General features: G+C 38.4%; 23 protein-coding genes and 1 riboswitch. Of the genes, 7 read left to right on the top strand and 16 right to left on the bottom strand.

What is annotated here, in order from left to right; translation table 11 throughout:
• The gene (locus LGQ02_RS02260) at window positions 1-1,407 is read right to left on the bottom strand and encodes a sucrose-specific PTS transporter subunit IIBC (protein WP_226516636.1); all 1,407 of its coding nucleotides are present in this window, start codon (window positions 1,405-1,407) and stop codon (window positions 1-3) included.
• Between the two features lie 136 nt (window positions 1,408-1,543).
• The gene (locus LGQ02_RS02255) at window positions 1,544-2,536 is read right to left on the bottom strand and encodes a LacI family DNA-binding transcriptional regulator (protein ID WP_226516635.1); all 993 of its coding nucleotides are present in this window, start codon (window positions 2,534-2,536) and stop codon (window positions 1,544-1,546) included.
• A gap of 268 nt (window positions 2,537-2,804) precedes the next feature.
• Here LGQ02_RS02255 and LGQ02_RS21445 point away from each other — a divergent pair, with 268 nt between their 5' ends.
• A complete protein-coding gene (locus tag LGQ02_RS21445) occupies window positions 2,805-2,888 on the top strand; it encodes a YjcZ family sporulation protein (protein WP_226518191.1) in 84 nt (27 codons plus the stop codon).
• Between the two features lie 758 nt (window positions 2,889-3,646).
• Here the strand turns inward: LGQ02_RS21445 and cspD are convergent.
• From cspD to LGQ02_RS02210, 8 genes are all read right to left on the bottom strand, one after another.
• Window positions 3,647-3,844, bottom strand: coding sequence for a cold-shock protein CspD (cspD, locus tag LGQ02_RS02245; RefSeq protein WP_096186760.1), 198 nt, complete (start codon window positions 3,842-3,844; stop codon window positions 3,647-3,649).
• 199 nt (window positions 3,845-4,043) lie between these two features.
• Window positions 4,044-4,466 (bottom strand): hypothetical protein, encoded by a 423-nt coding sequence (locus LGQ02_RS02240; protein ID WP_226516634.1) that lies wholly within the window; start codon window positions 4,464-4,466, stop codon window positions 4,044-4,046.
• A 120-nt stretch (window positions 4,467-4,586) separates the two neighbouring features.
• Window positions 4,587-5,033, bottom strand: a complete 447-nt coding sequence (locus LGQ02_RS02235; protein WP_226516633.1) for a hypothetical protein — start codon at window positions 5,031-5,033, stop codon at window positions 4,587-4,589.
• A gap of 702 nt (window positions 5,034-5,735) precedes the next feature.
• Complete coding sequence (gene nagB / locus LGQ02_RS02230; RefSeq protein WP_226516632.1) at window positions 5,736-6,512, bottom strand: glucosamine-6-phosphate deaminase; 777 nt, start codon at window positions 6,510-6,512, stop codon at window positions 5,736-5,738.
• 2 nt (window positions 6,513-6,514) lie between these two features.
• Window positions 6,515-7,696, bottom strand: a complete 1,182-nt coding sequence (gene nagA / locus LGQ02_RS02225) for an N-acetylglucosamine-6-phosphate deacetylase (protein ID WP_226516631.1) — start codon at window positions 7,694-7,696, stop codon at window positions 6,515-6,517.
• 18 nt (window positions 7,697-7,714) lie between these two features.
• Window positions 7,715-8,449 (bottom strand): SIS domain-containing protein, encoded by a 735-nt coding sequence (locus LGQ02_RS02220; protein WP_226516630.1) that lies wholly within the window; start codon window positions 8,447-8,449, stop codon window positions 7,715-7,717.
• A gap of 20 nt (window positions 8,450-8,469) precedes the next feature.
• Window positions 8,470-9,192 carry a GntR family transcriptional regulator gene (locus LGQ02_RS02215; RefSeq protein WP_226516629.1) on the bottom strand — a complete coding sequence of 241 codons (723 nt, stop codon included), beginning with the start codon at window positions 9,190-9,192 and terminating at the stop codon, window positions 8,470-8,472.
• A 102-nt stretch (window positions 9,193-9,294) separates the two neighbouring features.
• Window positions 9,295-10,191, bottom strand: a complete 897-nt coding sequence (locus LGQ02_RS02210; protein ID WP_226516628.1) for an ROK family protein — start codon at window positions 10,189-10,191, stop codon at window positions 9,295-9,297.
• 562 nt (window positions 10,192-10,753) lie between these two features.
• On the opposite strand from LGQ02_RS02210, the gene LGQ02_RS02205 reads away from it, so the two are divergent.
• Both LGQ02_RS02205 and LGQ02_RS02200 read left to right on the top strand, forming a co-directional pair.
• Complete coding sequence (locus LGQ02_RS02205; protein WP_226516627.1) at window positions 10,754-12,214, top strand: SulP family inorganic anion transporter; 1,461 nt, start codon at window positions 10,754-10,756, stop codon at window positions 12,212-12,214.
• A gap of 21 nt (window positions 12,215-12,235) precedes the next feature.
• The gene (locus LGQ02_RS02200; RefSeq protein WP_226516626.1) at window positions 12,236-12,658 is read left to right on the top strand and encodes a universal stress protein; all 423 of its coding nucleotides are present in this window, start codon (window positions 12,236-12,238) and stop codon (window positions 12,656-12,658) included.
• 474 nt (window positions 12,659-13,132) lie between these two features.
• Here LGQ02_RS02200 and LGQ02_RS02195 read toward each other — a convergent pair whose 3' ends face one another.
• From LGQ02_RS02195 to LGQ02_RS02185, 3 genes are all read right to left on the bottom strand, one after another.
• Window positions 13,133-14,527 (bottom strand): MATE family efflux transporter, encoded by a 1,395-nt coding sequence (locus LGQ02_RS02195; protein ID WP_226516625.1) that lies wholly within the window; start codon window positions 14,525-14,527, stop codon window positions 13,133-13,135.
• Window positions 14,528-14,551: 24 nt separating this feature from the next.
• Entirely contained in the window at window positions 14,552-14,998 is a 447-nt protein-coding gene (locus tag LGQ02_RS02190) for a MarR family winged helix-turn-helix transcriptional regulator (RefSeq protein ID WP_226516624.1), read from the bottom strand.
• A gap of 368 nt (window positions 14,999-15,366) precedes the next feature.
• A complete protein-coding gene (locus LGQ02_RS02185; RefSeq protein ID WP_226516623.1) occupies window positions 15,367-15,696 on the bottom strand; it encodes a hypothetical protein in 330 nt (109 codons plus the stop codon).
• A 174-nt stretch (window positions 15,697-15,870) separates the two neighbouring features.
• Window positions 15,871-16,035, top strand: a riboswitch (M-box (ykoK) riboswitch).
• 213 nt (window positions 16,036-16,248) lie between these two features.
• Between LGQ02_RS02185 and mgtE the strand changes: the two genes are divergently transcribed.
• Window positions 16,249-17,610, top strand: coding sequence for a magnesium transporter (mgtE, locus tag LGQ02_RS02180; protein WP_226516622.1), 1,362 nt, complete (start codon window positions 16,249-16,251; stop codon window positions 17,608-17,610).
• A 51-nt stretch (window positions 17,611-17,661) separates the two neighbouring features.
• On the opposite strand, the gene LGQ02_RS02175 is transcribed toward mgtE, so the two are convergent.
• Both LGQ02_RS02175 and LGQ02_RS02170 read right to left on the bottom strand, forming a co-directional pair.
• Window positions 17,662-18,891 carry an arginine deiminase gene (locus tag LGQ02_RS02175; RefSeq protein ID WP_226516621.1) on the bottom strand — a complete coding sequence of 410 codons (1,230 nt, stop codon included), beginning with the start codon at window positions 18,889-18,891 and terminating at the stop codon, window positions 17,662-17,664.
• 181 nt (window positions 18,892-19,072) lie between these two features.
• Window positions 19,073-21,367, bottom strand: a complete 2,295-nt coding sequence (locus LGQ02_RS02170; protein ID WP_226516620.1) for a bifunctional diguanylate cyclase/phosphodiesterase — start codon at window positions 21,365-21,367, stop codon at window positions 19,073-19,075.
• Between the two features lie 306 nt (window positions 21,368-21,673).
• Between LGQ02_RS02170 and LGQ02_RS02165 the strand changes: the two genes are divergently transcribed.
• Window positions 21,674-22,441, top strand: a complete 768-nt coding sequence (locus tag LGQ02_RS02165; RefSeq protein WP_226516619.1) for a class I SAM-dependent methyltransferase — start codon at window positions 21,674-21,676, stop codon at window positions 22,439-22,441.
• Between the two features lie 96 nt (window positions 22,442-22,537).
• Window positions 22,538-22,924: a hypothetical protein gene (locus tag LGQ02_RS02160; RefSeq protein WP_226516618.1), complete on the top strand. Its 387-nt coding sequence runs from the start codon at window positions 22,538-22,540 to the stop codon at window positions 22,922-22,924.
• A gap of 90 nt (window positions 22,925-23,014) precedes the next feature.
• Here the strand turns inward: LGQ02_RS02160 and LGQ02_RS02155 are convergent, their stop codons facing one another.
• Entirely contained in the window at window positions 23,015-23,869 is an 855-nt protein-coding gene (locus tag LGQ02_RS02155; RefSeq protein ID WP_226516617.1) for a LysR family transcriptional regulator, read from the bottom strand.
• A gap of 109 nt (window positions 23,870-23,978) precedes the next feature.
• Here LGQ02_RS02155 and LGQ02_RS02150 point away from each other — a divergent pair, with 109 nt between their 5' ends.
• Window positions 23,979-24,755, top strand: a complete 777-nt coding sequence (locus LGQ02_RS02150; RefSeq protein ID WP_226516616.1) for a class I SAM-dependent methyltransferase — start codon at window positions 23,979-23,981, stop codon at window positions 24,753-24,755.
• Window positions 24,756-25,199: the final 444 nt, after the last annotated feature.

Here is a 25,199-nt window from a genome sequence, read left to right as displayed (position 1 = left end):
TTAATTTGCGTCAATTTCTTCTTTCATTTTATCAGTGAAGCCAATCGTATATGTTAATACAAACGCAACGCCGATTGAGATAATATTCGCTAAAATATATAAGATAAATTGTTCATTCATATATAAGAGCATTCCTGGTATTACTGTAATTGCCATTCCTGTGCCTTCTAAGTTTACTAATGCGGCGAAGAAACCACCAGCTGCCCCACCAATTAAACCCATGACAAATGGCTTCATATAACGTAAGTTAACACCGAAAATCGCTGGCTCTGTAATCCCTAAAAATGCTGAAAATGATGAAGGTAAAGCTAATGCTTTTAACTTCTTTGCTTTCGTTTTTAATCCGACTGCAAGTGCAGCACCACCTTGAGCCGCAATAGCACAAGTAATGATTGCATTAAATGGGTTCGCACCGTAACGCTCTAGTAATTGGATTTCTAAGAAGTTGAAAATGTGGTGTACACCGGTAATAACAATGATTTGGTGTGCAGCACCGATAATTAAACCACTTAACCCAAACGGAATGTTTAAGATTGCTTCAGTTGCCGACATCACGATGTTTTCAACCGCATGGAAAACAGGTCCAATCACAAACAATGCAAGAAGAATCATAATGAGTAACGTTAAAAATGGTGTTAAAATTAAGTCTAAAGCTTCCGGGACTCTTTTACGAACCGCTTTTTCTAGTTTTGCTCCAATAAAACCTGCAATAAATGCCGGTAGTACAGATCCTTGATAACCAATGACAGGGATAAAACCGAAAAATGTTAAAGCAAGATCAGGATCTTCGGCAACCGCCCAAGCATTAGGCAGCGCTGGACTTACAAGCATTAAACCGAGAACAATACCAATGATTGGACTTCCACCAAACACTTTAAATGCCGACCATGCAACTAATGCCGGTAAAAATGCAAATGCTGTATCCGTTAATATTTCAGTAAACAATAAGAAATTATCTGAGATATCTGCTGGAGTTAATCCGAACAATGCCAATATACTTTCTTGCATCAAAAGTCCACGAAGTCCCATAAATAAACCAGTTGCTACAAGAACCGGAATAATCGGAACAAACACATCCCCGAACGTACGAACAGCTCGTTGGAATGCATTCCCTTGCTTCGCAGTTTCTTGCTTTTGCTCTGATTTAGAACTTTCAGAAACCCCTAGAGAAATTACTTCTTCATGAATACGATTTACTGTTCCTGTACCAAAAATAACTTGATACTGACCCGAATTGTAAAAGGCTCCTTTTACTTTATCCAACTCTTCTACTCTGTTTTGGTCAATTTTTTCTTTGTCATTAACCATAATTCGTAAACGTGTTGCACAATGAGCAACAGAAGCTATGTTTTCTTTTCCACCAATCGCTTCAATTAGCTCTTCAGCTATTTTACGATTTTCAGACATATAAATACGCCCCTTTCATTTATTGTTATAATGTCCAAGTTTTACATCTAAATACGGTAACTGAATGATAGGTTGTGGAATCGATTCCACATTAATAAAAAATAAACAGGAATCAGTATGTAATCGATTCCATAAATTATATTAAACTATCACGAATAAGAAGTCTATACTTCATAGACAATTTTCTTGAATTTTCTCCACCGTTGTTAATTTGATTGATAAGAAGTTTCGCCGCTTCGCTACCTGCTTTTTCATTTTCATAGTCTACTGTCGATAATCGTGGTGTGACATACATTGACATATCTGAAGCACCAATACCAATTAAACTAATTTCTTTAGGAATTTGAATGTTTGCCTCTTTTATGGCCTCCATCGCTCCAATTGCTAATCGATCTGTCACAGCAAACACAGCTGTTGGTCTCACTTTAGATTGTATTAACATATTTTTCATTGCTTCACAGCCAGAATCAATATTAAATACAGCTTGTTGTACCCACCCTTCCTCAATTGGCAGGTCATTCTCCTTCAACACATCGACATAGGCTTTCTGGCGTAAATACCCCACTGCTCGATCTTTTTCACTCACACCGATAAACCCGATTCGATGATGTCCTTTTTCGATGAGTAGCCGAGTAACATCACATGCTGCGGAGTAATCATCATAGACAACAGAAGGAACCGAAGGCATGTCCTGACCTAGTGCAACGACTGGAACTTTCAACTCATGAATTTCATTCATTAGTTTATCATTAATATTTGTTGCTACAAGAATGATTCCATCTACCCTTCTACTTTGTAAAAGTCGAAGGTGTTCTATTTCTTTCTTTTCGTTTAAATTCGTATTGGCAAGTAGAATTTGGTAGCCATGCTTACTTAACTCTTCATCCATACCATTTACAACTCTACTTGAGGTTTCCGTACTAATTTTCGGAAGGATCACGCCGATGACTTTCGTTTTCTTTGTTCTTAATGATTTCGCTTGTTCACTCGGAACATATCCTGTCTGTTCGACAACCTTTAATACCCTTTTCCTCGCCTCACCACTGACATATCCAGAGTTGTTTATGACTCGTGAAACAGTTGTTCTAGATACACCAGCCATTTTAGCTATATCTTTTATCGTCACCAAACCTAAATCACCTTCCTTTTGAAGCGCTCATCCTGAATTATAACGATTTCATTGGATATATACAACATTGTTTCGTGTAGAGAGGCTCATGCTACCGTGTATCTACTATCTACTTATGTTTTAGGTGTTCTTGCTCCTTCGTTGAGGTTATTACTACACGATTGGACAAAAAAGGCACATGACGTCATCACTTATCCATACAAACCTTCAATGATTCCATAGTATATAAGCGAGAGGCCTCTTAAGTTAGAAATAAGGAGGGAATGACATGTCTTACACTACTGGTATCAGCCCACTTATTTTAGTATTGTTTATTTTATTAGTTATTGTTGGCTGCTTCTGCTACTACTAAGAATCACCTTTCGTCTAGGAACATTGAGGATAGAGGAACGCTTAAATAACGAGCGTTCCTCATTTTTTTATTGAAGCGAATTAATTTCATAACTCAAAATAAGATGGGAAATTCCGAATGATGAGCGTGAACTTCACTTTAGACGGACGCTTTCCCAAGGGCTTGTCTTCAGCTAACTTAGGCTCGATAACTCTTCCAGTATCGCTATGCAGCTTTGTCCGTCGAGACAATTCGTAGTTACTCGATGAAGCTATGCTCATCGCTGCCTCTTCCTCTACTAGCGAAGCGTTGTAGTGTATCCGTCGAGGCAACTCGACGCACATTCGTGAAGTAAACGCTCGTTGGATTAGCCGGCATGAAGAAGTCGCTCAAGACTTCAAATGACGGGGCGAAGCGACCTCGAGCGAAGCTACGGCATTGAGTTTGCTTCCTTGCAGCTTTGCGACGAGTAAAACGAAGTGACGCAGGAGTCAAGTAGGCGCTTAGCTGTCTCTTCCTCTACCAGCTTTCCTTCGAAGCTTGATCCGTCCACCGTGCAATACGCCACGTCCTGTGGCATGCGCGGCATTAGGACGTCCTGTCAGTCGAGACAACTCGAAGTACCTCTGAGAAGTAACGCTCGTCGCTGGAGCTAGACGCAACCACTAGCTAGAAATTTATCCACAAGCACATATTTTATAATTTCCTAGACCATGAAAAAAAGTCTATCCCTGACTAAACAGGAATAGACTTTTGATTTAGGTTTAAATCGCGGACGATTAAAGCTTTACTACGTTAGCAGCTTGAGGACCACGGTCGCCTTCAACGATTTCGAATTCAACCTCTTGGCCTTCTTCTAAAGTTTTGAAACCTTCAGCTTGGATTGCTGAGAAGTGTACGAATACATCGTCTCCACCTTCACGCTCGATAAATCCAAAACCTTTTTCTGAGTTAAACCATTTTACTTTGCCTGTCATGTTAACGGCCTCCTTAAGAGAAATAAAAATTGTTGAACCGTAAAACCATTTCATGCCTAAAGAACTTACTTCTGAGGCCGAAAACGTTTTTCGAATTCAAGTACATTTTGATAATATCATACAGCTACTACAGATGCAAACAAGGATATTGTCGAATAATACCTTTTTTCAAAATAAAACTGAATTTTCTTGAGTTTCCTCATGCTTCTGCAGATAGCACAATTAATGTAATAATAGAAACGATTGGGATCGCTGCTAATAAAGGGACAGAGAGAAAAAACAAGGATTGTATTTGCTTTTGGATGCTACTGGTTTCCATACGTTCTTTTGCCATCCGAAAACTACTAAACATATGAATGAGTCCGAAAATCGATACGATAAAAATAATTGCCAATGGTATCGTAATATTGCTAATTACTCCTTCACCGTAAATAAATGTACCTACAATTAATAATACAGGCACCGCTTCAACAATGGCTGTTCGTATAAATAGTTTCGTTTGTTGTTGTTGAATCGTTTTGTCTGTTGCACCTTGTTCCGAGCAATTTCTCATAAGTGCGCGAAAAATCATGGCAAAGCCTATAACAAAAATGGTTGTTGCTATGACTGGTAAGTACTCCACATTTATTCATTCCTTTTCATTATATTATGTTTCATTAATCGTTTCATGGTTCATTTCATAAGTCCTAAAAGCATCTTTACGTAGCTATATAGTGAGTGAACAAATAGAAAGAGTTGTTGCTTATGATGAATGATTATTATTTGCTCTAACGTCGATCGTACGACTGATTTCTTGTGTAAAAGTTTGAATATGTCCTTCAACCTGCTCCATTTCATACCCAGCCACTAAATTCACTTCATATTTTCCCGGTTCAACATTTACCATAACTGTTCGCCCTAGAAGTTGAACACCTTTTTGTAATAACTTTTTCTTTTCGACTTCAATATCCCCTGTCTCGTACTCGTAAATTTCATTATCATACACGGCTCCAATATGAGTGATATGATTATCAAATACAACTGTCGCTTCTTCTACACCATCATAAGTGAAAACAGGCGTTAAATAAAGTGTATCTCCTGTAAAAGCCGGATCCAATGATAGAATGACCTCTTGATGGCCTTGGTTCCCATTACACGCTTGAAAAGAAATTGATGTTAATAATAAGGAAATATAAAGAATGATTTTCATCTGAACACTCACCTCACCCCACATTACAATCATAATCTGATTATTAACCTACGTGAATCAATTTCATAACTCAAAATAAGATGGGAAATTCCGAATGATGAGCGTGAACTTCACTTCAGACGGACCCTTTCCCGAGGGCTTGTCTTCAGCTAACTTAGGCTCGACAATTCTACGCCTAAGTGGATCTTCAACTCGTTGCTCCTGCGCCACTACGCTTGCTCGTCGCAGGTAAAGAGTGTTCCTGCGATTACTCGTCACAGGTAAAGAGTGCTCCTGCGGTTACTCGCCGCAGCTCGAAGCAGTTCGAAGAAGTATTGCTCGTCGCTGATCCTCTGTGAGTCGCCGTCTTTTGTTACGTTCACTTCCAAATAAAAAGTACATTTAATGAAAAAAATTATCATATCATTCGTTTCATTGCGCAATAAACGTAATTATGAAATTGATTCATGTTTAAAGGAACATAGAAATCTACGTATCATCTATTATTTGTCAGCGCTATACACCCATTCGACAACAATTACCAAATCCATCCATTTAGTTATGATATTACTTTAAAGAGCCAACCCTATTCCCACATTGGATAACTATAACCACTCATAATTTCCATTTCATCACCAGGTGCCAGGCACCTGGTGATGAAATGGAAATGATATGAAGGGTGTTGGAAGTGGAATTAATAGATATAATAAAAAGCACCTATTGTTAGGTGCTTGAAATATAATTATTTGCTTCTATTTGTTCTAATGTCGATTTACTCAGTTTACTTAATGCTTCATGATCAGCGATAATCATTAAGTTAGGGTGGTTCTGTAAGACGGTTGCTGGACAAGATTCTGTAACCTCTCCTTCAATCAACTGCTTTAATGCATCAGCCTTTGATTTCCCCGAAGCTAAGAGTACCACCTGTTTACTTTTCATGATTGTAGCAATTCCCATCGTAATGGCATGAGTCGGTACTTCCTCATCTGACGAAAAGAATCGAGCATTTGCTTCTCTAGTAGATTTTGCTAACTCAACAACATGTGTTGTTTCATGAAAAGGGGTTCCTGGCTCATTAAAGCCGATATGACCATTACTTCCTATTCCTAGAAGTTGAATGTCAACGCCGCCTATAGTGTCTATTAACTCTTCATATCGCTTACATTCGGCATCTAAATCATTAGCCACTCCATTTGGTAAATGAGTTTGATCTGGTGAAATTGGTACGTGTTTAAAGAAATGATCTTCCATATATTGATGATAGCTGTTTAGGTGTTTAGCGTCTAATCCAATATATTCATCTAAGTTGATGGTCTGTACTGTTGACATATCAACTTTTTCACTATTAATACGAGTAGTGAGAATTTCATATGTCTTTACTGGTGTACCACCTGTTGCCAAACCGAGTACAAGATTTTTTTCACCCTTAATGCTTTCAAACAACATATCCGAGGCTTTTTCACTCATTTGTTTATAATGATCGACTTGAATGACTTTCATTTTCACCCCTCCTTTATACAACTGAATACTTTTGTTCCAGACACGTACGTTTGTTTTACATCGAATTGATCATCTAAGATTGTAAAGTCTGCGTCATACCCTATATTTAAAGAGCCTTTGCAGTCTTCTATCCCTAATTGTTTCGCAGGATTATATGTTGCCATTTGAATCGCTTCTTCAAATGAACAACCACTAAACTGAACCATGTTTTTCAGTGCTTCATTCATTGTCAGTATGCTTCCAGCAAGTGTTCCATCTTCTAAGGTTGCTTGACCATTTTCCACGAATACGTTTTGGCCCCCAAGCTCATAAGTGCCTTCATCTAAACCTTTTGCTCTCATCGAATCGGTGATGAGAATGATCCCATCAGCCCCTTTATGCTCATAAGCAAACTTCACCATCGGTTCAGCAATATGAATGCCGTCAACAATCATTTCAACAATGACTTCATTATGAAGCAAAGAGCCACCTGCAACACCCGGGTCTCGGTGGTGAATACCGCGCATACCGTTAAAAAGGTGTGTCGCGTGACGAACACCATTTTTTATAGCTGACGCAACTTGATCATACGTTGCATCAGAGTGGCCTATTGATGGAATCACATTCGTGTCGTTTAAATAGTTTACAAAACGTACTTCATCTTCTTCTGGGGCGAACGTAACAAGTCGTATATGACCTCCAGATGCTTCTTGGAATTGTTGAAACAAAGCGATGTCTGCCTTACGAATGTGCTCTTTCGGTTGTGCTCCTGCTCTCTTTTCACATATAAACGGGCCTTCCAGGTGTACGCCAATAACTTCGGCCCCTTGAACATTATCATTTTCTATATGACTTCTAGCTACTTCTAACGCCTTAAGTTTGTTCTCTGGTGATTGTGTTAGCGTCGTTGCTAAAAACGATGTTGTTCCCTCTTTTGGAAGCACCTGCTTCATTGTGGTTAATGCTCCATCTGTGCCGTCCATAACATCTGCATTTTCCGCCCCATGAATGTGCACATCAATAAAACCGGGAACGATTTTCACTGGATCATGAAAATGAACTTCTTCAACTTCATCATTGTATATCTCGTTATTAGCTTCACCTAGCTCAACAATTTTTCCATTTTCAATAGTTAGAAACGGGTTCTCAATTTTTCTGTCCTTCCCGTATAACGTTGCGTTATGAAAAATGAATGTTTTCCCCATTGGATTTCACTACCTTTTTTATGAAAGTAAAGGAATTCGTTCTTTATATTTCGCAATCAGCTTTTCATTGTGACCGTCAGCTCCGTCAATATTGCCGCTCAAGAAGATAGGTGGTGTACCGCCCTTTTCAGCAATCATTACAATCGCTTCTGATAAAATCCCGTTTAAAATGCTTGCTCCAATAACCGTTGACGTTGGTGTGAAAGGTACGTCCACTTTATCATGAGTTAAAACTGCATCACCCTTTACACTTCTATTATCAATAACGACATCGACAGTGTTGAATAAGTGTTTGCCGCTCTTATGCCTTGATGGCTGACTTTGTGAATACTCTAAGGATGTTATTCCAACGACAAATGCGCCTTGTTTTTTCGCATAAAGCGCAACATCAATTGGTACTGGGTTTCTTCCTGACGTCGAAATGACAAAAACAATATCCTCAGGCCGAATATCAGCTTTACTTATAAACTGTTCCGCGTAGTCGTTCTTTCGTTCAAACGTCGACGAGCGAACAGCCCCTTCATGAAGCATGAGACTTTCTTCAAAAATTGGTTTTACAGGAACAAGGCCTCCAGCACGGTAAAAGGCTTCTTCACCTAATACATGTGAGTGACCGGCTCCAAATAAGTGAATAATCCCATCTTTTTCGAGAGTATTAACGATTTTGTTAGCAACAGTTTTAAGCGTTTCGCCTTGATCTTGTTGAATTTCCTGTAATAGCTGTTTAATTTGATGAAAATATTGTTCCAGCATTGAGTTCCATCCTTTCCAACTTACCTTGTCATTTCAATCATAAATTTATAGCGATCCCCACGATAAACGGATTGAACATATTCAAATGGTCTTCCATCTGTTAAAAAGCTTTTTCGTTTTAAAATAAGAACTGGATCCCCAGCGTTTATTTTTAATATTTCACTTTCCTGGTGAGTTGCAACAGCTGGTTCGATCGTTTGTTTTGCACCCTTAATTTTCAACCCTAAATGTTCTTCAACATATTCATATAACGAGCTTTCCGCAAGGTCGATCGTTACATTTTTAAAAATCGCTTCTGGTAATGTTGTCACTTCAAATGCCATTGGCTCGTTATTTGCAAGCCTAACTCGACTCACTTCAAACCCTCTCTCCCCTGCTTGAAGGTTTAGCTCTTTACATAGAGCTGAAGATATTTCTACTGCCTGGAAATCATGTATTTCAGTACTAGGTAAAAAACCTCTCATTTTCATATCTTCAGAAAAACTTGTTAGCTTAGTTAATGGCTGTTCGAACTTTTTTTCTGCTACAAACGTACCTTTTCCTTTCTCCCTGTTTAACAGACCTTCATTTACAAGGTTTGTAATTGCTTGACGGATAGTCATTCGGCTAACATCGAACTTTTCAGATAGGACTCTTTCTGATGGGAGTAGGTCACCTGCCTTGAGGTCACCATTATCGATTTGTTTTTTTATCCCTTCTTCTAACTGATAGTAAATCGGTACGGGGGAATTTTTATTAATCAACGTCATTGCACACCTTTATTTTTAGATTCGTTCCTTTTATTATATTCAATTAACATATAGTTGTCTAGACCACTATGCCACAAATAATAACCTTGTTGGTTACTATTTGTAGTTAGGCAGCATTGCAGCTCCGATTACACCTGCATCTTTTCCTAGCTCCGCTTTCTTTATAATAAGGTCTTCTTTTAAACTTTCGTATAAGTAATTTTTTGCCTTATCATTTACCATTGCTAGAGCTGCGGACTGCTCCATTACACCACCGCCAAGGACAAAAACAGATGGGTTAAAGCTGTTTGCGATGTTCCCTATCCCTATCGCTAAATGAGTCATCGCTTGATCAATAATTTCATAGGCATCACGGTCGCCACTTTCCATTTTTTCAAACACAGCTTTTGCTCCACCACTGATTTCGTATTTTTCGTGGGCGAGCATACCAATTGCTGTTCCTGAGGCAAGGGTTTCTAAGGCACCTCCATTCAAATTTCCTACTTTCTTTCGATCTGATTCAATCACCATGTTGCCGATTTCACCAGCATTACCTTGTGCTCCATGGAAAATCCTTTCATTGATCACAATGCCACCACCAATGCCAGTGCTAACCGTAATGTAAAAAACTGTTCCATAGCCTTTTCCGGCACCAATAATCGCCTCACCAAGAGCCGCAGCATTTGCATCATTATCAACCGTTACATTCTTATTAAACGCTTGTTCGAGCATTTCTCGTAAAGGAACATTCCTCCACCCTTTTAAGTTTGGGGGATCTAGTATGACACCATCAAATGGATTTAAAGGGCCTGGGCACCCAACACCAATCGCCTCATATGATTTTCCAATTGTTACTTCATGAACCATCCCTTTCAGCTTTTCAACTAATGCTTCAGGTCCTTTTTCTGATTCTGTCGGTATCATTTTATGAGTTATCATCTTCCCATCCCTTGAAACAAGTGCTGCTCGCACACTTGTCCCACCAATATCTATTCCCACTGTGTAATTAGTCATTGTCGTTCCTCCCTTTATAAAGATCTTTAATGTTAGTTAAGACTGTGTCGCTTTATGTAAATGAGCTGCAAATTCAATTCTCTTTTATTTTACTATGAAAATTTGATGAGGAGTGAAGAGAATACGATCTTTTGCGTTTTTTAGTAATGGCCATTTTTGGACTTTTTTCTATCCATCTATCATTGTTATACAGTTGTAATCTCATACCCATAATCGAAATCATCAGACATGTATAAATAACCACCCCTCCTAAGTTATTCTTCGCCTCAACCATATTATATCAAGTACAATTCATTTGCCCATAACATTGAAATACATAAATATAAGATATTGTTAATAAAGGTGCCTGGCACCACAAAATGTGTCCAAATAGTGAAATCTATAGTAATAAAGAGTAAATATAAGTAATTGAGAGTAAAACCCTAATGTTTAACGCTTTCATTGGGTTTTGATATTTAATAAATATCTGTTAAACTTTTAATGTTTTTGCCGGTCGAGCTTCTTACGGAGAGGCTCATATATTTTACAACATGATAAAAAATAGAAAGAAGAGGTGCATGAATTGAATTTTACTCAAAAACTAAAAAATGAATGGTTAGGTAACGTAAGAGGTGACGTGCTTGCGGGCATTGTTGTGGCGTTAGCTTTAATTCCAGAAGCAATTGCCTTCTCGATTATTGCGGGGGTCGACCCAATGGTAGGGTTATACGCATCGTTTTGTATTGCAATTGTCATCGCATTTGTAGGTGGTCGCCCTGGAATGATTTCAGCAGCGACTGGGGCAATGGCGCTCCTAATGATTACACTTGTTGCGGATCACGGATTGGAGTACTTGCTAGCAGCAACAATTCTTACTGGTATTTTACAAGTTTTATTCGGAGTCTTTAAGCTTGCTAGATTTATGAAGTTCGTTCCACGTTCGGTGATGATCGGTTTCGTAAACGCATTAGCGATTTTAATTTTCACATCTCAGTTACAGCATTTTGTCGGTGAAGCTTGGCAGATGTATTCATTAGTCGCTCTAACGTTATTCATTATTTACGTATTACCTAAGTTTACGAAAGCTGTCCCTTCAACACTTGTTGCAATTATTGTCGTTACAGGTATTGCAATCATCATGAATGTAGGTGTTCGTACAGTTGGAGATATGGGAACACTACCGTCAACTTTACCAGTATTCGCATTACCAGATATTCCATTAACGTTTGAAACATTAATGATTATCTTCCCTTACTCACTCGCTTTAGCTATGGTTGGTATTTTAGAGTCACTTTTAACTGCTTCTATCGTTGATGATATGACAGATACAGAAAGTGATAAAAACAAAGAAAGCCGTGGCCAAGGGATTGCAAATATGGTAACTGGTTGCTTCGGTGGTATGGCAGGTTGTGCAATGATCGGACAATCTGTGATTAACGTAAAATCTGGCGGTCGTGGACGATTATCCGCACTCGTTGCAGGGGTTGTATTAATCATTTTAATTATTGCCCTACAAAATGTCGTCGTTCAAATTCCGATGGCAGCATTAGCTGGAGTCATGATCATGGTATCAATTAGTACATTTGACTGGAGTTCTTTACGCAACCTCCATAAATTGCCACGTACAGATGCAGCAGTGATGGTTGTTACCGTCTCAGTCGTTGTGTACACACACGACTTAGCACAAGGGGTTTTTGCAGGAATTATTTTAAGTGCGATTTTCTTTGCGTGGAAAGTATCGAAAGTAAAAGTAGAAAAGACGTTATCAAATGATGGCGTTCGTACGTATCATATCGAAGGTCAATTGTTCTTCGCCTCTGTCACTGACTTTTTAGATTCCGTTGACTTTAATGAAGACGTTGAAAAAGTTGTCATTGACGTATCAAAAGCTCAACTGTGGGATGATTCAGCAGTTGGAGCGATCGATAAAATTGAAATGAAGTTTGAACAGCGTGACATCAAGGTTGAGATGAAAGGTCTTAACAGTGAAAGTTCCGTATTGATGGACAAAGTCGGTGGATTAAGTAAAGCATCAGGACATTAAAAGAGGGACGGAGGAACGAAAATGTTTAAACACTTATTATTAGCAGTAGACGGTTCAGATCACTCACTCCGTGCCACAGATAAAGCGATTGAACTCGCAAACTTGTCAGGAGAAGAAGCTTCAATTGAAGTCATCTACGTGGTAGATGGGAAAAAATCAAAGGCAGACGTTCTTCAATACGGCGATTCTGATTCTGTGTCAAGAAAGCGCGTAGAGATGCTTAAGCAATTTGAGGAAAAAATTGAGGCAGCTCGGCTGACAGCTAAAGTAACTGTCCTGCACGGTGAGCCAGCAGAAACAATTATTGAATACGCAAATAACGGCTCATTTGACGCATTGGTTATCGGAAGTCGTGGACTGAGCACAGTTCAGACAATGATACTGGGAAGTGTCAGCCACAAAGTGATGAAACACGTAAAAGCACCCGTCATGATGGTGAAATAATAAGAAAAGCGCAAGCGCCCTCGCTTATCGACGATGAAAACTGCCTCTTCCTCTACGAGTACCGCTTCGTCGTATATCCGTCGAGGCAGCTCGCAGCTTAATCGTGCTGTAACCGCTCGTTGGAGGAGCACATTCGAGGAAGTATTCGTGAGATAGGAGAGTTGAAAGACGCGAGTCTTTCATTCTCGACTTATCGTAGCCGAGGTGAGGGAAGTTTCTCACATCGATAGGGGGCTGAGCTAGACAGCTATCCAGGGCCAAAAACTATATACTTTCTTACCTTTCAAGAAAAAACCAGCACTCACATAAAGTGGTGCTGGTTTTTTATACAAGCAACCGAATGCTAACATAAATAGTTCGGTTTGTTTATACAATTATGCTAATAAAGGTGCCTGGCACCATAAAGCCCACCAGCTAATGAGCTGGTGGGCTACTTCAAAGGTTAAAGATATATTATAATCGTTCGTAAACGATTTAAGAAGATGCAGCTTGTTGTTCTGGAACTTCCGGTTTATCCGATGGTTTTCCAAATAAGAATAACGCCCGATCACGATACAAAAACGCGATCGACAACAAGAATGCGAGAACATCAGCAAGTGGGAAGGCGAGCCAGACACCCATAACCCCAAAGTAGTGAGGTAAAATGAGAACTAGTGGTATTAAGAACAACACTTGCCTTGCCATTGACAACACGAGGGCCGGCTTTGCCATTCCTAGTGCCTGATATAAGCCGCCGCTAACCATCTGCGCTCCGATTAAGATCGCAGCCGCAAACATAATTCGCATCCCTTCAACGCCTGCTTCAATAACTTGAGGATCATTTGTAAATACGCGCATAAACCCATGTGGAAAAATCATGACTAATAAGAAAACGAACGTACCAATAGCTGTAGAAACCTTTAGTCCTAACCAGACCGTTTCACGGAGACGGTCCATTTGTTTTGCCCCGTAATTGTACCCAACGATCGGCTGCATACCTTGAAGGACACCCATCATCGGCATTAATGTGAACATCGCCACTCGCTGCACAATACCAAACACACCTACATAAAACTCACTACCAAAGCGAATAAGCATTGCATTTATCGCAATCATCATGACACTCCCTGCTATTTGACGCACTAACGCCGGAAGGCCAACGACGATCACTTCTTTCATGAGGTCAAATTTTGGTGTCATGTAAGCAACTGAAACAGCAATCGAACTTTTTCCTGATAAGAAATAACGCGCAACCACTCCACTTACCGAAGCTTGAGCAATGACCGTTGCTATCGCAGCACCTTGAACACCCATATCCAAACCAAAAATAAAGATCGGTGACAAAATGATGTTTAATACGGAAGGAATGATCATCGTCATCATCGCAAATCGAGCATTACCTTCAGAACGGATGATTGCGTTTGTAGAAAACGCAAATGAGAAAAAGACTGTTCCAAGTAAAATCGGGAACATATAATCTCTTCCATACCCGATAATCTCAGGAGTCGCACCGAACAAAATAAGTAGCGGCTCTAAAAAGGTAAAAGCACTAATAAATCCAATACTACTAAAAAAGACGATTAATAGTAAAATATTCCCGAAGACTCTATTTGCATCTTCTTCTCGTCTTTCTCCTAATCTACGAGAAATTACGGATGCACCACCGATTCCGACAGCAGCTGCAATGGCCATCATAATCATCATTAATGGAAAGGCAATTGTTACCCCGGCTACACCATCAATTCCTACACCATATGAGATATAAATGGTATCAACAACATTATATAAAGCCATAACAAACATCCCGACCATCGCCGGAATCGATAAGTTTTTCAATAACTTTGGAATCGGTTCTGTCCCTAACCGTTCACTTTGTTGTTTTTGCTGCATAGCTGTTCCTTCTTTCTATCGATATTATTCCGAAGTTTTATTTTCTTCTATGTTGCTTCGCAATCTTTTCAACCAAGAGAGAAGCAGTTTTTGCTCTTCTTCTGCAAAACCAGAAACTAACTCCTCCTCAAGATTTCCAACAGCATCCCAAAGCTTGTTTTCTAGCATTTCACCTTTTTTCGTTAAGGATATATGCTTTGTACGTCGGTCTTCTTGACTATCTTCCTTTACAATCAGCTCTCGTTTAAGCATCGTATCAATAATGCCATTCATCGTGGACCCTTTTATTAATAGTTGCTTTTGTATTTCTGACTGAGCCATTTTTCCATTTTGCACGAGTATATATAATACACGCGCTTGCGCCATCGTTAAATGAAATTCTGATAGCTTTTGATTGTACTTATTTTGTAAAAGGTGAGATACGACACTAACATGATGCCCCACCATTTGCTCCATATCTTGCTTGTTCATTTCATTAGCTCCCTAATTAAATATCTTTGGACATTATAACAGATTCGTATGATTTTTTGTTAAAAAATGATAATATTTTTTAGGTAGCTAACATTTCGATTGACGAATTAATTACCAAAACTTCAACTATCTCCAAGTTCTTAAAAGGAACACTTGAGAATTTTAGTATCATCATAAAAGATTTTAGCTGTTCGAGTTGGCTACATCTTTGATTATTAATCTACTAATAAAAGAATCTCGCCGATTTATGGGGGCCTTACGCAAACAGAGGCTTCGTTGACTTATACTTTACACTTTAAAGTTTTGCTCATATACCCTTTCTCAAAATGCAAAAAAAACAGCAGTGATCTAAATTCACTGCTGGTCACTTAATGACAATATGCAAGGCCAAACTTATCGAATTGTCCCGTAACATCTAAAATAAAGGAAAGATCTTGATCTTCGTCGAGTCGTAATGCAAATTCGTAATCCGTCTCCTCATGTTGTAAAGAAACTGCATAACGATCCTCTGCCTCAGAATAAATGACGTCTGTTACATCTATCTGTTCTGTCGTTACTTGGTATTCTTCTTCAACATATTCTTTAGCGAAGTTAGCTGCTGCTTTTTCTGCTTCAGATGTACCAGCAAGCATTAAATATAAGGTGAAAGATGAAATAAGAATGATGACGAAGCCACTCAATAAGAAAATACGTTTCACCTATTTCGCCCCCGTTCCGAAATTGTTATTACTTCTATTATAAGTGATTAGATCGTAATGAGGAACCATTTCCGACTATTTTTATAAGAATTATTAAATTATGTTTTTCTGTTATATATGAAAATATATATTGACAGAACACCTTATCTCTTTTACGATTACAGATGTGAAAATTAAATCCCTCGTTAGGTGAGGCTCCTGTACGGAGATATGCTACTGCCCAAAAACGTCCAAAGACGCCAATGGGTCAACTGGATTCATCGACTTAAGGTGTATTCTAATGTAGCTGGATATCGTCCTATGCCGTGCAGTGCTAAAGCTCTACGAATGGAGGACGTGATGAACAATCATGGTTTATTTTGTGATGCATGTAAACACCTTCATTCGTGAAGGTGTTTTTTTATTATTCGCAAAGAAAGAGGTGGTGTGGAATGGACCCTGTGCCCGATTATTATAGGTGCATGTATCAACGTTTATCAAAAAGAACCACAAAAAGAATAAACAAGGCCATTTCACATCTGAAGACGGCCTTGTTATAAGGAGGCTGTCAACATGGTTAAATTAACTGACCAAAATCGCGAGCAATATGCTCAATCAGTATTACACGCTTTAAACGCAAGTGAGATTGAGCAATATCGCGAATTATTTTTAGAACTTCACCCACAAGATCAATTAGATTTTTTCTTACAGTTAACGAAAGAACAACGTGCGAAAGTATATGAATATCTTTCTTCAGAAGAATTCGCAGCTATTTTCCAAGAGTTAGAGTTAGAAGATCAAAACAAGATTATGCAAGAGTTGCATGAAAGCTACGCTCAAGATATGATCTCTCATATGTCTGCCGATGATGTTGTTGACTTTTTAAGTGAAATTCAAGAATCTCGAGCAAACAAGATCATTGACGGTTTAGAGGACGAAGACGCCAAAGATATTAAAGAATTACTAGCTTATGAGGAAGAAACAGCCGGAGCCATTATGACAAAGGAATTCATTAATATCCGTGCTGCTTCTCCAGTCCGTGATGTCATTGACCTTCTTCGTAACGAAGGTCCTGACGCTGAAACCATTTATTACTTATACGTTATCAATGAAAAACATGAATTAGCTGGCGTTGTATCATTAAGAGATTTAATTATTGCTAATCCGGATAAAAAAGTTGAGGACGTCATGAGCTCTCGTGTCGTATCTGTAAGAACGAGTGATGACCAAGAAGAAGTTGCAAATCTCATTAAAAAATATGACTTCTTAGCTGTTCCCGTTGTAACATCGCAAAATAAGCTTGTTGGTATTATTACGGTCGATGATATTTTAGATGTCATTGAAGAAGAGGCTACAGAAGACTTTGGAGACTTTGCTGCTTCAAGAGGGGCGACAGATGTAAATATTAGTGCGTTTTCAGCTGCGAAAAAACGTTCACCTTGGATCATTTTATTAATGTTCTTCGGACTTATCACAGCCGGTGTTATCGGACAGTTCGAAGAAACGTTAGAAGAGATTGTGTTACTGGCAGTATTCATCCCACTTATTATGGACTCTGCTGGTAATACTGGGACTCAATCACTTGCCGTAATGGTTCGTTCTTTAGCTACTGGATCTTTCGAAAAGAAAGGATTAGTGAACACGATACGTCGAGAGTTTGGAACAGGACTTATGCTCGGATTAATCTGTGCGGTAGTTCTTATGATAGTCGTTCCGTTCTTATATGGTAGTTACTTGTTAGCGTTTATTGTTGGGATATCACTTTTCTTAACATTAAGCATCGCAACAATTATAGGCGCTGTAGTACCAGTTGCCATTAATAAATTAAAGCTTGACCCTGCGATTGCATCGGGTCCATTCATTACAACAGTAAACGATATTCTAGGATTATTAATTTACTTCACGATCGCAACATCGTTACTTCAATATTTATAAATGAAAATCCAAAAAAATTCCAGGTGCCAGGCACCTGGAATTTTTTTGGATTTACTTTATCTCACGCACGAGTGGCTTACTCATACAACGAGGTCCCCCCCGACCTCTTGCAAGTTCTGAACTCGGAATCTCAATTACCGTTAGCCCATTGTCTTTCAGCACTTTATTCGTATGTTCGTTACGGTCATAAGCAACCACCACTCCAGGAGCAATCGTCAATACATTTGTAGCACCATTCCATTGTTCTCTAGGTGAAGCGATGACATCCCCCTTTCCACATGGAAGAAAAGAAATACGATCCAATTTCAGTGATTCCTTTAATACTTTAATTAAATTTACCCCTTTATGACAATGAGTGGAATCTCCTTCATGCCTTTCAATCACATCCACTTTCATATCTTTCGTTTCATTGAAAAGTTCAGGATAAACAACAAATTTGTCATAGTCTATCATTGTGAACACCGTATCAATATGTACATACGCTCGCTTTTCTGGAATTTCCATAACGACTACTTTTTGGAACGTATTCGCTGAAGTTAGTAGTGCCTCCGCAAACTGTTCCACACCTTTACGTTTCGTCCGTTCACTCACTCCAACAAGAACTGTTTCTTCATTCAAAACAAGTTGGTCTCCCCCTTCAAGAGGATGAGCACCTAAAGGACCATAGTACTTTTGAATGTCACACTGTTGAAAATCCGGATGATAGTTTGCAATATATTCAAATAACAAAGATTCACGTGTTCTCGCATTTTCATACATTCGATTTACAGATAAACCATTTCCAATCACAGACGCAGGGTCTCTTGTAAAATAAAGGCTAGGTAACGGATCCAAATAAAATGGTTGACGGTCTCCCATCATCTTGTAAAGGTCCGCATTCGAAAATTTCCTCACTTCTGTTTTCGGAATCCCAGCTGCTATTTTCCAAACGAAGTCTGCATCCGAAAGTGATAGTAAATATTGAATGATTTCTTGTTTCGGGGACCCTAACTTTAACTTACTTTCTTTAACAAAATCCTGCAAAAACTTTTCTTTCACCTTTTGATTTTTAAACGTTTCTATTAGTAAATCATCTAAATAGACAACCTCGATCCCTTCATTTTTTAAAGTATCAGCGAAAATATCATGTTCACTTTGCATTCCCTCTAAAAAAGGGACTGCATCAAACAACAACCTATGCATCGTTTGAGGTGTTAAATGGATCGACTCTAGTCCTGGCCTTTTTAGTAGTACCTTCTTCAATGGAGCAACTTCAGAAAAAACTTGTAGCAAAGGCTTCATACACTTAACCCCTTCCCAAATAAATAAAAAAACACCCTACTATAAAAACGATGCCCATCCAAAGCGTAAATTATTCCATTTCTTCCCACGTGCCAGGCACCCGGAAATAAATTACCAGTCTCCTAGCACGGGTTAAAAAGACAAGAAGCCCTCATGTCTTTGTGACACGAGGGCTTTCCTTTCATTCTTTATCTAATATACCGTTCTCTAGCATTTTGCTAATTTGTTCTTTCTTTACTGGTGGACTAAATAGGAACCCTTGCATTCTTGGTCGATACAAGTTATAAAGGTATTCATATTGCTCTGTCGTTTCAATACCTTCTGTAACAACTTCAATCTTCAAGTTTTCACATAGTTTGAACATCCCAGATAACAACGCTTTATCAAAAGTATCGGTCGGAATACTTTTTAAAAAGTGTCGATCAATTTTTAACCTGTCTACTTTAATGTCTTTTAAATACTTCATTGAAGAGACACCTGTACCAAAATCATCTAATGAAACCCTCACATGAAGCTGTTTTAGTTCATTAGCAAAGTCCTGTACTTTTTCAACATAGGCTGTCACATCACTCTCAGTGATTTCCATTTCAAGTAAATGAGGTGGATACCCCTCATTAATCACTTCTTTTACTTTTTCAATCAAGCTACGATCCATAAGTTGTGTTTTCGAAACATTTATTGAGAGTGACAAATCGCTATATCCTGCCTCATGCCACTCCTTTACATCCTTGACTCCTTGCTCTAACACCCATTCACCAATCTTTTGCATCATCCCATTTTCTTCAGCAATTGGGATAAAGTGATTCGGTAGGATTAATCCACGATCAGGATGATTCCATCGTAATAAAGCTTCTAAAGAACTTACCTCACCTGCATCACTATTAATAATCGGTTGATAATAAACCTCTAGCTCACCATTTCCTAATGCTTTTTGGAGGTCACTTTCCAAAACAACATAATGATTGTAAAATTCTTTGTTTTGAACTTCATCATAGTAATAGTATCGGTTTTTACCACGGCGTTTCGCTTCGTACATCGCTATATCCGCTAGCTGAATAAGTTCTTCGGCTGACTGCCCATCATCAGGATACACACTAACACCAATACTTGATGTAACATTAAATTTCATCTTATTAACCTTTAACGGCTGAGCGATAGCTAGTAACAATTTTTGAATAAAAGCATTCAGTTCTTCATCTTTGCATTGGCTGATTAAAAGGACTAATTCATCCCCGCCCCAGCGCCCAATAATGGCCCCTTCTCCTACACACTCTGAGATCCGTGTAGTAATTTGCCGTAAAACCTTATCTCCAGCATGGTGACCAAACGTATCATTGATCCGTTTAAACAAATCAATATCTAAAAACAAAAGATACACTTTCTCATGACGATTGTTTTTTAAGTAATCATTCACTTTTACCGTAAATGCATGTCGATTTAAATAGCCTGTTAAGCGATCCTGTTCAGCCATCATTTTTATTTCTTGCTGCTTATCAGATAAAGCGATTAGCATTCGATTAATTCCTTCTTCAACGTCCGTGATTTCATCATTACCTTCAGCAGAAACTCGCTTCGTCACATCACGCGAGCTTTCTATATGCTGGATTTCTCCACTGATTCTTTTCATACGAGATAAAATTAGGCGATCTAACCAAAAAAGTGTTAATAACGCAAAACAAATCGTTAAGATACCATATGCAAAAAGTCTCCATCTTTGATTTGTTTGCGCTTGTAGATAAAAATCACGCGTTTCTTCAAAACTAAGCTGACCTAACGTCCCAGTATTTGTATACGGAAAAGCATACATGCCACGAATCGTATCTCCATCAACCCGTACGACGTTACGGACAACCCCTGTGTCATCTGTTTCCGCGGACCACTCGATCGTCAATCCAACATCTTGAGAAATAATACCTAATAATTCATCATTTAATAATCGTCCACCAATCAAAATTCCGTTCGGTTCTTCACTCATATACGAGTCATATATTGGGTGTGATGCTACCATCATCGCTCGATCGTTGACGAGAACGACTCCGTAATGCGCTCTACTAAGCGTGATAAAATTGTCAAAGTGTTTCCCAATATCCAAATGATTTAATAGAGAAACTCCCTCAGCTTCTCGGTCATAATCATGAAAAAAGATATCCCCTTCTCTATCGAGATAATATACGAAATCAATCACATTATTTTCAAAGGTATTTTGCGTCCAATTACTTTGAATATAATGCTCATTTTCTCCATTTAAAAACGTATATGAATCATCCCAAACTCCCCAATCGCGGGTAAAAGACGATAAGTCCTGTAGCCTTCTTACAATCGCACTTTCTACTCTATTGATATCTGTATATAACATTCTTTCTTCAAGCTCTTCGTATTGCCTCATCATTTGTGGATTAATAATGAAGTACACAAGTAGTAATAGAGACGATATTGATATAAAAATAACAACAAATGCTTTCCACGTTAACTTCATTACTGCCCACCCCTATAATTAAATTATCGACAAACCCCGATAATTATCGACCGTTACTATGATTATATTATCCTACTTTTTACATATAGAATAAAGGACTTTTTTTGTGAGATATTTTTGTATCCAAAGCACCTTGCAAACGCTCCAAACCCAAATAATTCCAGGTTCCTGGCGACTGGAATTATTTGGGTTTGTAATATAAGTAAATGTTATATTTAACAATTATTTATTTGTATTTTTCTTATGTTAATTGTTTACATACGATATTAGTAAACATATCTTTTTTCTTAAAAAGGAGGCTTCAACATGGAAAGAAGCGCAAAAGAGTTGGTAAAAGAGACATTTTCAAAGAATGCACAAAAATATTTCGATAGCCGAACTCATGCTGATGAAAGCAACTTACAACTACTTCTCGATTCAGTAACCCCAAAGGCTCATTGGAAAGCTCTTGATGTTGCAACTGGTGGTGGACATGTCGCAAAGCATTTAGCCCCACACGTCCAACAAGTACTCGCCACCGACTTAACAAAACAAATGCTAGAAAACACAGCAAAACATTTACAGCAACTTAAAAATATCGACTACGTTATCGCGGATGCAGAAAGCATGCCATTTTTAGATGAACAGTTTGATCTCGTCACTTGTCGCATTGCTGCACACCATTTTCCAAATTTGAATTTATTCGTAAAAGAAGTGTATAGGATACTAAAACCAGACGGTCTTTTTTGTCTAATTGACAACGTCGCCCCTGAAAACGATCACCTCAAGGTCTTCATGAACACTTTCGAAAAAATGAGAGACCCAAGCCATGTGAAAGCCTTGCCTACATCTGAATGGAAGCATCTATTACAAAATTCGTCCTTTAAACATCTAGAAGAATACTCGAGAAAAAAAGAACTGAATTATAAAGAATGGATGAAGAGAACGGTGGAAAAAGATGAAATTGCTCATGATGTCAACGCCTTCTTCCTCAATGCCAATCGAACAACAAAAGATTATTTTCACATCCAAGAGTATGATGAACACATCGTTTCCTTTTCTATCGATGAATGGATGATTATTTGTCAGAAGTGACACAAATTGTCCATTGACTTCCCTACCCCAATAGGGCAACATAGGCTTTGTGATAAGTTAACAACTCAACCATGTTGTTTAATCGGAGGGAAAAACATGTCATATAGTAAACTATTACTCATTGTTTCTGCTATATTCGCTACTCTCGGAGCTTTTATCGGCTCTCATATGGCTGGTGCCGGTTCTTACGCCTTACGCCCGGTTCATACGCACGTTTTAGTTGTTGGCTGGTTATCATTATTTGCATGGAGTGTCTTTTACAAAGTCTATAAACCTAAAAAGTCTCTTTTGACTACCCTTCATGTTTGGTCGGCAATTATTGGTACTATTGGTTTAACATCAGGTATGTACATCTACATGCTTAATACAATTCAACTCCCAGATGTCATCCAACTTATTTGGTATATTGTTGGAGGAACGATCTTAGCCATTAGTTTTATTTTATTTTTAATTTTAGCTATTATCCAAGAAGACCACGAATAAAGAAATGAGGATGACTCATAAGTGCCTTGCACTTTGCTTTTTAGTCAGCCTCAACATGAGAGGGTGTCCAATGAATTGAACACCCTCTTTCTACTTTCTTATCATACTATTTAACTCATTTAAAAACTCTCTGACTTGTGGTAGATCCACTACTTTGTTCTGATAGCATACCCACGTTTCTCTAACCAATTGTTCACCCGTACCTTCTAGAGGAACTTTTACAAATCCATCTCCTAAATCATCAACGGCACTTTTCGGCAAAACTGACAACCCCACCCCTTTTCTCATTAGCTGCTTACACGTTTCAATTTGATCGACTCGAATCGTTTGCGCAACTTTGATATGTCTTTGTTCACTGAGCCACTTTCGCACAACAGACTTTAACGAATCATCAGCTTGAAACTCTACAAAAGGACGTGGACAATTTGAGGTAAATTTATCAGCACGGTCAATTAAATATAATTGATCTGAAAACAGATGCTTACACTCCTGGCCTCGTACAAACTCTCCACGAACAATTGTAAGGTGATAATGATTAACATTTTCCTTAATCGTCTGACTTAGACCTGTTTTCAGCTCTACCTTTACCTTCGGATATTTTTCAATGTACTTTTCAAGAATAGGTGGCAAAATATATTGACCTATTAACGAAGATACACCTAGGGAAAGCGTACCACCAATTTCTTTTTCTTCCGATTCAATTTCATTACGAACATTTTTCTCTTCTTCTACAACCTTTTTTGCATGCGCAAATACCTTTTCTCCAGCCTTCGTTGGTACTAATTTTCTCGGTGTTCGTATAAATAGATTAACGCCCCAATCGTTTTCTACTTGCTTGAGCCGTTGACTGACAGCTGGTTGTGATATCAAAAGAGATTCAGCAGCCCCACGGATTGTCCCGCATTCATATAATGCGATGATTAATTCATACTCTTCGACTTTCATTTTCCCACCACCGATAACTTTTACTTATGAATTCACTAAATAAAACCATTATTTTTTTATTCGTAACTATAATTTACCATAAAGTTAGTCGTAAAAAGGAGGTTATGCTATGTTCGGAATGAATTTTCATGATCCAATCAATAAGAAGAGCTATACGGAGCGACAAGTAAGTGATTGTTGGAAACAGACGATCGCTAACCTACTTAAAGAGCGTTCTACCAAAAAGGGTGTTGATATTGGCTGTGGCGGTGGTATCTATAGCAGAGGATTGAAGGATCTAGGAATCGACGAAGTCATTGGCGTTGATTTCTCAAAAACCATGCTTAATACTGCAAAATTTGATAGTAAAAATTATGACAACCTTCATTACTCAGTTGGAAGCGCATATAATACGGGACTGCCATCAAATACGTTCAACCTCACCTTATCAAGGGCCGTCATTCATCACTTAGGCGACCTTGAACGTGCCGTTCTTGAGATGTATCGAATTTTGCAACGAAACGGCCAAGTAATAGTGCAAGATCGTACACTAGATGATTGCATGTTACCTGGATCTCACACCCATATTCGCGGGTATTTCTTTTCCACCTTTCCGCAATTAAAAGAGATCGAAACGGAGCGAAGGTACGAAGGTAAAACCGTTATATCAGTATTAAAAAAAGCAGGTTTTAAAAATATCCAAGAACTAAAACTTTGGGAGACTAGAAAAATATATGATTCGAAAACTAGCCTTTTTAATGAAATCATCACTAGAAAGGGTCGAAGTATTTTACATGAACTCACAGAAAAAGAGTTGCAAATCCTCATAAAAGAATTAGATACCATTTTACCAAACGAAACAATTGTCGAAAAAGACCGTTGGACCATCTGGACAGCAGAAAAATAAATACTTGAATCAATATAATAACTCAAAATAAGATGGGAAATTCAAAATGTGAGCGTGAACTTCACTTCAGACGGACGCTTTCCCGAGGGCTTGTCTTCAGCTAACTTAGGCTCGACAACTCTTCGCCTAAGTGGATCTTCAGCTCGTTGCTCCTGCGGTTGCTCGTCGCTGATCCTCCGGGAGTCGCCGTCTTTAGTTACGTTCACTTCTAAACAAAACTTGGCTTTTCGCCAAATCTAAATGGCGAAAGCCTTAGTTGCCGTTATACTATCGACCATAAATTTACAAATTCTGATAGTGCAAATAAAACATACATTTAATGAAAAAATTTATAATATCATTCGTTTCATTGCGCAAAAAACGGAATTATGAAATTGATTCACTTACTGAAGTTTTACAAATTATAATAATACGAAGAAAAACCACCGTCGATAAACTGACAGC

The sequence above is a fragment of the Bacillus shivajii genome (genome assembly GCF_020519665.1).
Lineage (GTDB): Bacteria > Bacillota > Bacilli > Bacillales > Salisediminibacteriaceae > Bacillus_CA > Bacillus_CA shivajii.
This window is presented reverse-complemented; position numbering and strand designations above follow the sequence as displayed.

What these genes read in the sequence shown, in the direction of transcription:
- nagA (WP_226516631.1), bottom strand. Translation starts at nt 7,696, where the DNA reads ATGGGGAAAACATTCATTTTTCATAACGCAACGTTATACGGGAAGGAC.
- nagB (WP_226516632.1), bottom strand. Translation starts at nt 6,512, where the DNA reads ATGAAAGTCATTCAAGTCGATCATTATAAACAAATGAGTGAAAAAGCC.
- LGQ02_RS02190 (WP_226516624.1), bottom strand. Translation starts at nt 14,998, where the DNA reads ATGAACAAGCAAGATATGGAGCAAATGGTGGGGCATCATGTTAGTGTC.
- LGQ02_RS02235 (WP_226516633.1), bottom strand. Translation starts at nt 5,033, where the DNA reads ATGAAAATCATTCTTTATATTTCCTTATTATTAACATCAATTTCTTTT.
- LGQ02_RS02175 (WP_226516621.1), bottom strand. Translation starts at nt 18,891, where the DNA reads ATGAAGCCTTTGCTACAAGTTTTTTCTGAAGTTGCTCCATTGAAGAAG.
- LGQ02_RS02170 (WP_226516620.1), bottom strand. Translation starts at nt 21,367, where the DNA reads ATGAAGTTAACGTGGAAAGCATTTGTTGTTATTTTTATATCAATATCG.
- LGQ02_RS02160 (WP_226516618.1), top strand. Translation starts at nt 22,538, where the DNA reads ATGTCATATAGTAAACTATTACTCATTGTTTCTGCTATATTCGCTACT.
- LGQ02_RS02150 (WP_226516616.1), top strand. Translation starts at nt 23,979, where the DNA reads ATGTTCGGAATGAATTTTCATGATCCAATCAATAAGAAGAGCTATACG.
- LGQ02_RS21445 (WP_226518191.1), top strand. Translation starts at nt 2,805, where the DNA reads ATGTCTTACACTACTGGTATCAGCCCACTTATTTTAGTATTGTTTATT.
- LGQ02_RS02260 (WP_226516636.1), bottom strand. Translation starts at nt 1,407, where the DNA reads ATGTCTGAAAATCGTAAAATAGCTGAAGAGCTAATTGAAGCGATTGGT.
- LGQ02_RS02200 (WP_226516626.1), top strand. Translation starts at nt 12,236, where the DNA reads ATGTTTAAACACTTATTATTAGCAGTAGACGGTTCAGATCACTCACTC.
- LGQ02_RS02195 (WP_226516625.1), bottom strand. Translation starts at nt 14,527, where the DNA reads ATGCAGCAAAAACAACAAAGTGAACGGTTAGGGACAGAACCGATTCCA.
- LGQ02_RS02210 (WP_226516628.1), bottom strand. Translation starts at nt 10,191, where the DNA reads ATGACTAATTACACAGTGGGAATAGATATTGGTGGGACAAGTGTGCGA.
- LGQ02_RS02155 (WP_226516617.1), bottom strand. Translation starts at nt 23,869, where the DNA reads ATGAAAGTCGAAGAGTATGAATTAATCATCGCATTATATGAATGCGGG.
- mgtE (WP_226516622.1), top strand. Translation starts at nt 16,249, where the DNA reads ATGGTTAAATTAACTGACCAAAATCGCGAGCAATATGCTCAATCAGTA.
- LGQ02_RS02220 (WP_226516630.1), bottom strand. Translation starts at nt 8,449, where the DNA reads ATGCTGGAACAATATTTTCATCAAATTAAACAGCTATTACAGGAAATT.
- LGQ02_RS02165 (WP_226516619.1), top strand. Translation starts at nt 21,674, where the DNA reads ATGGAAAGAAGCGCAAAAGAGTTGGTAAAAGAGACATTTTCAAAGAAT.
- cspD (WP_096186760.1), bottom strand. Translation starts at nt 3,844, where the DNA reads ATGACAGGCAAAGTAAAATGGTTTAACTCAGAAAAAGGTTTTGGATTT.